The 5,719-nt window shown below is 36.5% G+C and carries 10 protein-coding genes; 5 read left to right on the top strand and 5 right to left on the bottom strand.

Going from position 1 to position 5,719, the window contains the following annotated elements; genetic code table 11:
• Together FOC32_RS00145 and FOC32_RS00140 are read left to right on the top strand one after the other, a co-directional pair.
• On the top strand, positions 1 to 486 hold a 486-nt coding region (locus FOC32_RS00145), incomplete at its 5' end, for a MobA/MobL family protein (protein ID WP_175965971.1).
• Positions 483 to 980, top strand: coding sequence for a hypothetical protein (locus FOC32_RS00140; RefSeq protein WP_024437508.1), 498 nt, complete (start codon positions 483 to 485; stop codon positions 978 to 980). The genes FOC32_RS00145 and FOC32_RS00140, both read left to right, overlap by 4 nt.
• Positions 981 to 1,091: 111 nt before the next feature.
• On the opposite strand, the gene FOC32_RS00135 is transcribed toward FOC32_RS00140, so the two are convergent.
• The 3 genes from FOC32_RS00135 to FOC32_RS00125 form a co-directional block, all read right to left on the bottom strand.
• Positions 1,092 to 1,373 (bottom strand): type II toxin-antitoxin system YafQ family toxin, encoded by a 282-nt coding sequence (locus FOC32_RS00135; RefSeq protein ID WP_001129137.1) that lies wholly within the window; start codon positions 1,371 to 1,373, stop codon positions 1,092 to 1,094.
• Positions 1,366 to 1,659 carry a type II toxin-antitoxin system RelB/DinJ family antitoxin gene (locus tag FOC32_RS00130; protein ID WP_004781213.1) on the bottom strand — a complete coding sequence of 98 codons (294 nt, stop codon included), beginning with the start codon at positions 1,657 to 1,659 and terminating at the stop codon, positions 1,366 to 1,368. The genes FOC32_RS00135 and FOC32_RS00130 overlap by 8 nt, the downstream gene beginning before the upstream one ends.
• A 137-nt stretch (positions 1,660 to 1,796) precedes the next feature.
• Positions 1,797 to 2,243: a GNAT family N-acetyltransferase gene (locus FOC32_RS00125; RefSeq protein ID WP_004781211.1), complete on the bottom strand. Its 447-nt coding sequence runs from the start codon at positions 2,241 to 2,243 to the stop codon at positions 1,797 to 1,799.
• An 883-nt stretch (positions 2,244 to 3,126) separates the two neighbouring features.
• On the opposite strand from FOC32_RS00125, the gene repM reads away from it, so the two are divergent.
• Together repM and FOC32_RS00115 are read left to right on the top strand one after the other, a co-directional pair.
• Complete coding sequence (gene repM / locus FOC32_RS00120) at positions 3,127 to 4,056, top strand: replication initiation protein RepM (RefSeq protein WP_004647575.1); 930 nt, start codon at positions 3,127 to 3,129, stop codon at positions 4,054 to 4,056.
• Entirely contained in the window at positions 4,053 to 4,349 is a 297-nt protein-coding gene (locus FOC32_RS00115) for a hypothetical protein (RefSeq protein ID WP_034707427.1), read from the top strand. The genes repM and FOC32_RS00115 overlap by 4 nt, the downstream gene beginning before the upstream one ends.
• On the opposite strand, the gene FOC32_RS00110 is transcribed toward FOC32_RS00115, so the two are convergent.
• Positions 4,346 to 4,657, bottom strand: coding sequence for an HU family DNA-binding protein (locus FOC32_RS00110; RefSeq protein ID WP_004647573.1), 312 nt, complete (start codon positions 4,655 to 4,657; stop codon positions 4,346 to 4,348). The genes FOC32_RS00115 and FOC32_RS00110 overlap by 4 nt on opposite strands.
• A gap of 2 nt (positions 4,658 to 4,659) precedes the next feature.
• Complete coding sequence (locus FOC32_RS00105; RefSeq protein ID WP_004647572.1) at positions 4,660 to 4,947, bottom strand: hypothetical protein; 288 nt, start codon at positions 4,945 to 4,947, stop codon at positions 4,660 to 4,662.
• 383 nt (positions 4,948 to 5,330) lie between these two features.
• On the opposite strand from FOC32_RS00105, the gene FOC32_RS00100 reads away from it, so the two are divergent.
• A partial coding sequence (locus tag FOC32_RS00100) for a MobA/MobL family protein (protein WP_175965969.1) occupies positions 5,331 to 5,719 on the top strand: 389 nt, incomplete at its 3' end.

Raw genomic sequence — 5,719 nt, 5'->3', positions numbered from 1 at the left:
AGCAACGCCAAACGAAAAAGCCTTGGTATGGGTACAACCCAAGAAGATATTAAGCAAATTCGAGAAACATGGGCAGACCTTGCCAATTACGCATTAGAAAAAGCCGGACACAGCGAAAAAATAGACCACCGCAGCTATGCCGATCAGAACAACGGACTACAAGCCACCATCCATGAAGGTAGTAAAGTCACCCAATTACGCAGACAAGGTATAGACACTGAAATCAGCCGTTTTAATGACAATGTCAAACAGCAGAACACCCAACAGCTTCACCAACAGAAACAGCAGAAAGAGAGCGTTTTACAGCGTGGTTTAAACCGTGTCGATCAAGGTTTTGACCAATGGCAAAAGAACCAAGAAAGCAAACGCCTAGAACTGGAACGCCAAGCGGAAATGAAGCGACAGCAAGAATTAGATAAACAACGAGCCGAGCAAGCACTCCGCAAGGCATCTCAAAAACTAGGTAGAGGCGGAATGTCATTATGAGTAATCAAAATGATCTAGATGATCAGTTATATATTTTATTGGCATCCATGAAGGAATACAGAGAAGCCATAGCAGATGATAATAAGCGATTAGAGCAGTTTTACAACCAAGTCGCTAGTGGAGTGCTAGATAAGGCTGAAAAATCGCTAGAAAACGCAAACAAGAAGCATACAGGTGCATTAAACAACAGTATTCAGGCATTAAACGAAGTAACTAACAGGCTCAGCTTAAAATTGATTATTATTTTTGCAAGTACGTTTGTCGCTGTAATGATAGTGTTCATATTGGCAATCTTCTTATACGTGCCAAGCAAAGATGAAATCGATGAACGTAGAGCTGATATGGCTGCACTTAAAAAATATCCGCTACAAATTCGAGAAAGTGATGGTGAAACATTGGTGAGAATCATGCGGAAAAACTGCTATTCATTTGAACCGAGTAGCGTCAAAGAAAAAACGTATGACTGGTGTCAGATCGACCCTAAAAAATACTAGATGATCGGTACTTTGCTTGGTTTTTCTCATTACTGATCAGATTACAGCAAGCGCAAAGTTGCCCGACTTTGAAACATGGCTAAAGCCATCTTTCAAAGCATCGAGCGATAGTCATCCAAAAATTTCGGAATGGCTATCCAACTGATGCAGTTCTAAAATATCATCACCAACAAGCCTATAGATCAAGACTAAATCAGGCTTCACATGACAATCACGACAATTCTTAAACTCTGCACCACCCTTCAAGGGATGATCTAAATATTTTTCAGGCAAAGGATTATTTGCAACTAAACAATCTAATACTTCTGCCCATTCAGCCGTAACCAGTTCTAAGTAACGTCTTTTAATATCACGTTTAAAAGAACTGGTTACGATAATCTTACGTTTAGCCATGTGCTTCTTCCGACATAGCTTTAATCGCTTCTTCTACCGTTTCGTACTCGGTGTACTCGCCATTTTCAATCTCTTTTAAAGATTGAAGTAACTTGGCTGCTGCTTTAGGTGTTAAAGCAGTTTCTCGCGCATAGTCAAAAGATAAAGGAATCGCTTTAGTTTTAACGATTTGATTCAAGAACAGTTTGAATGCTTGGGGCATAGTCAAACCGTAGTCTTCCAAAATAGGCATGGCTTGTTCTTTTAACTCTGCTTCTAAGCGCATATTGAAATTGACTGCGGACATGATTTCCTCACTCAAAAACTATTAAAGTAAAGACAATATAAAGCATATTCTTTACTTTTTCATTATTTTTGATGTAATAAATGGTTTCTGACAACTGAATTTCGTATAACAGCCATTAGGTTAAATGGCATTATTGATTAGTAAGAGTATTCAAATAGCTTTGTTTTATCTTGTTCGATAAATCCCATATTTTTATAAAGTGTTTGTGCTGCTACATTATCAAAATGTGTTTCTAAAGCGAGATATTTAGCATTCGTATTTTGACCAAATTGAATTACATGTTGCATTAACTCTTCAGCAATACCTTGTCGACGATTCACTTCATGTACATATAAATCATTTAAAATCCAAGCTTTTCCTGCTGAAACGGATGAAAACGTGGGATAAAGTTGGATAAAACCAAGAATGTTATTGAATTCATCTTTCTTTATAAAAATTTTTGAATCCTTTTGAGTAATCCTCTCATGAATAAATTTCCGTGCTAAATCTATATTTGGTTCTTGATGGTAGAAAACCCTATATGCATTAAAAATTTCAGCTAAGGATTCTAAATCGTTTAATTCTGGTTCAAAAAGAGTATGCATTACATCAAGCTCCAAATATTAAATAGTTAATAAGCATATACATATTTTTATTTTTTTGCGAGTAAGTGTTTGAGTTTTAATAATATTACATATAAGTAAATTTTATTTTAGCGAATAAACAGAAAGAACAAATGTATTTAAGTTTGAGCCTTACGAAAAGCTGTATTATGAAAAATAGCTAAAATTAACATAATACACCTTATACGAAATGCGTTATAATTATCTTTAGAAATCAATGCTGTAGTTTCTAGTTGATAGCTCATCTTCCCCAAGGTGGGCTTTTTTTATGATTTTTCACGTTCCACGCTTAATATTTAAACAATGTTCCACGTTTTTGATTAGATATTTTAATCATTCCAGTAAGAGCCGAGCGAGTGTCTACGAGCGACCACCTGGCATTAAAATTTCGCCCCTGCCTTTTCTCTGATTACAAGCTCCCTTTCGATTTTAAACGGTAGGTACAGAGCATCCCGAATGGGTGCGAACTTTGGAGCTTTTGCTTTTCAAAAAATATGAGCGAAGCGAATACATTATCAATGCTTTTACTTTTGAATATCACAAACAGTATTAATTAAAAACTGCCCCTCGAAGCGAGGAACGAGCTTCAATAGAGTACGAGCTTTAGCGAGTACCTAGGGCAGTTCCACTCCCCTGCCGAAAGGCTTTTAATTATTTTTAAAGCTTTTAAATGCTTTTAGACCCTATGAAAGCATTGGTATCAGAGGGTTTCACTCTCAATAAGCACACAAATTCTCTTGTATAAGCACACAAATTCTCTTGTATAAGCACACAAATTCTCTTGTATAAGCACACAAATTCTCTTGATTTACACACATATTATATGTAGTGTTTAAATACACATTAATAATAACGTGTATTTAATATGAAGAATGGTTTAGTTGTGAAAGATAATGCATTAATAAACGCCAGTTATAATTTAGAACTAACAGAACAGCGTTTAATTATGCTGGCGATAATTAATGCAAGGGAATTAGGACAGGGCATCACGGCAGATAGCAAACTAGAAATACATGCTAGTGATTATGCAAAGCTCTTTAATGTATCGGCAGATGCATCCTATAAAGCTCTAAAAGAAGCTGTAAACAATCTATTTAATAGACAGTTTAGCTATACAGCAGAATACAAAAAAACAGGAAAAGTGGGTGTTGTTCGCTCTCGTTGGGTTAGTCGTATTTTTTATGTAGATGACTTAGCGCTATTAGAAATTACTTTCGCACCTGACGTAGTGCCGTTAATCACTCGATTAGAAGAACATTTTACGAAATACGAAGCCAAACAAGTTGCACATTTAACCAGTAAGTACGCCACCAGACTTTATGAATTATTAATCGCCTGGCGTGAGGTTGGTAAAACACCAATTTTTGAACTGCAACAATTACGTAAAAATTTAGGTGTTGAAGATGATGAATATCAACGTATGCATCATTTTAAAAACCGTGTATTAGACACAGCTATTACCCAGATCAATGAGCATACGGATATAAAAACCACTTATGAACAGCATAAGCAAGGGCGTACCATCACTGGGTTTTCATTCAGGTTTAAGCAAAAAACACAGCCGAAAATTGAAATTAAACGTGATCCCAATACCCCTGATTTTTTCATCAAAATGACCGATGCTCAGCGCCACTTATTTGCCAATAAAATGTCTGAAATGCCCGAAATGAGCAAATACTCACAAGGTACGGAAAGTTTTCAGCAATTTGCTATTCGTATCGCTGACATGCTTTTAGAGCCTGAAAAGTTCAGAGAGCTTTATCCATGTTTAGAAAAAGCAGGGTTTCAAGCATGATGAAATTAACCAACCTATTAGAAGAACTTCACGGCACACAAGCTGAATACCTCGATATCGTAAATTATGAAATTGCGAGGGAAAATATATGCGGTTATATCTTCCTATTATCCCGAATATCCCAAAATGCCGAACCCACCGAAAAAATGCAGATGGAAAGCAAAATAGAGGACTTAATTTACTATCGGGATAATTTGCAGATCGAAGATAAGGAAAATATCCAAAAGGTCTTAAATGAGCTAATTCCAGAGTATAAAGCCGAACAAGAAAAACAAAGAGCTAAGAAAAATTAGGCTTTCTTCTTAGCTTTACTTTTTTGCTTTGGCTTAACAATAAATTGCTCTCCTAAAGCCTTACCTTGTTTAAAAGTAACGATTTCCTTAGCTTCAATTTTAAGTTTTTCTCCAGTTTTAGGATTGCGTCCCATTCTTTCTGGACGTTGTTTTACTGAAAAAGTACCAAAATCAACTAATCGGACATTTTTTTCTTCAACTAGGGCTTCTGTAATGACTTCAAGAACAGAATTAAGAACAACTCTTGCTTCGTCTTGATTAATATTTAATTTAGGTGCTAATTTGGCAATTAAATCGGCTTTATTCATAATTAATTTTCCTCAATATTTGGTAAGTCAAAAAGCTGTCTATCTCTATTTTCAGTTAAATATTCATTAAGTTCCATGAGTATTTTTTCTTTGTTGGCTTCATTACTTTGCATCTTTTTAATTAAATAAGAACCGAGCAAAATTTTACGTCGAGTATCATCCTTTCTTTCTTGCTCTTTTTGCTTCGATCTTTCTCTAGCTTCGATAGCTTGTTTTTGTGCTTTTAACTGTTTTAGCTTCTCTAACTGAGCTTCAATTTTCTTTTCGATATTTTCGGCTGATTTGGTCATAACGGTTCATTTCGGGATATAGGAAAACCACTCAAGCATAAGAACCTATGAATTGAAATTCAAGCGGTTAATATGTTATCGTGTTTTTCATGAAATGCGCACTTACGACTTAGATTTCATCCAAGTCTACATTAGCGTAAGGGGGTGTCCCCTTAACCCCAAAAAATTACTACGCAATTTTAAAAAGCAAAAGGAAAATAAAAATGCATCGGTATAATTTCAGAGAAACGCACCTTTATCTTTGTCCAAATTGCGGACACGAATGCACTTACACGATGCCTGAACTGATGGCACAACATGCAGAAGAAAAAGAAGTTCAGAACCTAAAAAGAGAATGCGAAAAATGCGGTTATTACGTCCCTGCTAGTCGGAAGTGTTAAGCGATGGCTATTTACCATTGCTCGACCAAAACAGTTAACCGCAGTTCGGGGCGAACTGCGGTTGCATCTGCTGCATATCGTGCAGGGGAAAAATTAGAAGATGAACGCACAGGACTGATCCATGACTTTACAAGAAAAGACGGTGTCGCCCATTCTGAAATTCTGTCTAATTTAGATATTGAAATTGACCGTGGTGAACTTTGGAACTTGGCAGAAAAAACCGAAAACCGTAAAGATGCCCGAACCGCTAGAGAATGGGTGATTGCCCTACCTGATGAATTAGACGCTGATCAACGTAAGGACTTGGCAAAAGACTTTGCCAGGTCCTTAGTTGATCGCTATGACGTGATCGCAGATTTAGCCATCCATGAACCCAGCAAAGGCGGTAATGA

This window comes from Acinetobacter sp. FDAARGOS_724 (assembly GCF_013364475.1).
In the GTDB taxonomy this organism is placed as follows: Bacteria; Pseudomonadota; Gammaproteobacteria; order Pseudomonadales; family Moraxellaceae; genus Acinetobacter; species Acinetobacter variabilis.
Note: the sequence above shows the minus strand (reverse complement) of the source record. Positions and strands in the feature narration are given on the sequence as shown.

Bases quoted from the DNA above. Each gene is read 5' to 3' on its own strand.
- FOC32_RS00140 (WP_024437508.1), top strand. From the start codon at position 483: ATGAGTAATCAAAATGATCTAGATGATCAGTTATATATTTTATTGGCA.
- FOC32_RS00135 (WP_001129137.1), bottom strand. From the start codon at position 1,373: ATGGCTAAACGTAAGATTATCGTAACCAGTTCTTTTAAACGTGATATT.
- FOC32_RS00130 (WP_004781213.1), bottom strand. From the start codon at position 1,659: ATGTCCGCAGTCAATTTCAATATGCGCTTAGAAGCAGAGTTAAAAGAA.
- FOC32_RS00125 (WP_004781211.1), bottom strand. From the start codon at position 2,243: ATGCATACTCTTTTTGAACCAGAATTAAACGATTTAGAATCCTTAGCT.
- repM (WP_004647575.1), top strand. From the start codon at position 3,127: ATGAAGAATGGTTTAGTTGTGAAAGATAATGCATTAATAAACGCCAGT.
- FOC32_RS00115 (WP_034707427.1), top strand. From the start codon at position 4,053: ATGATGAAATTAACCAACCTATTAGAAGAACTTCACGGCACACAAGCT.
- FOC32_RS00110 (WP_004647573.1), bottom strand. From the start codon at position 4,657: ATGAATAAAGCCGATTTAATTGCCAAATTAGCACCTAAATTAAATATT.
- FOC32_RS00105 (WP_004647572.1), bottom strand. From the start codon at position 4,947: ATGACCAAATCAGCCGAAAATATCGAAAAGAAAATTGAAGCTCAGTTA.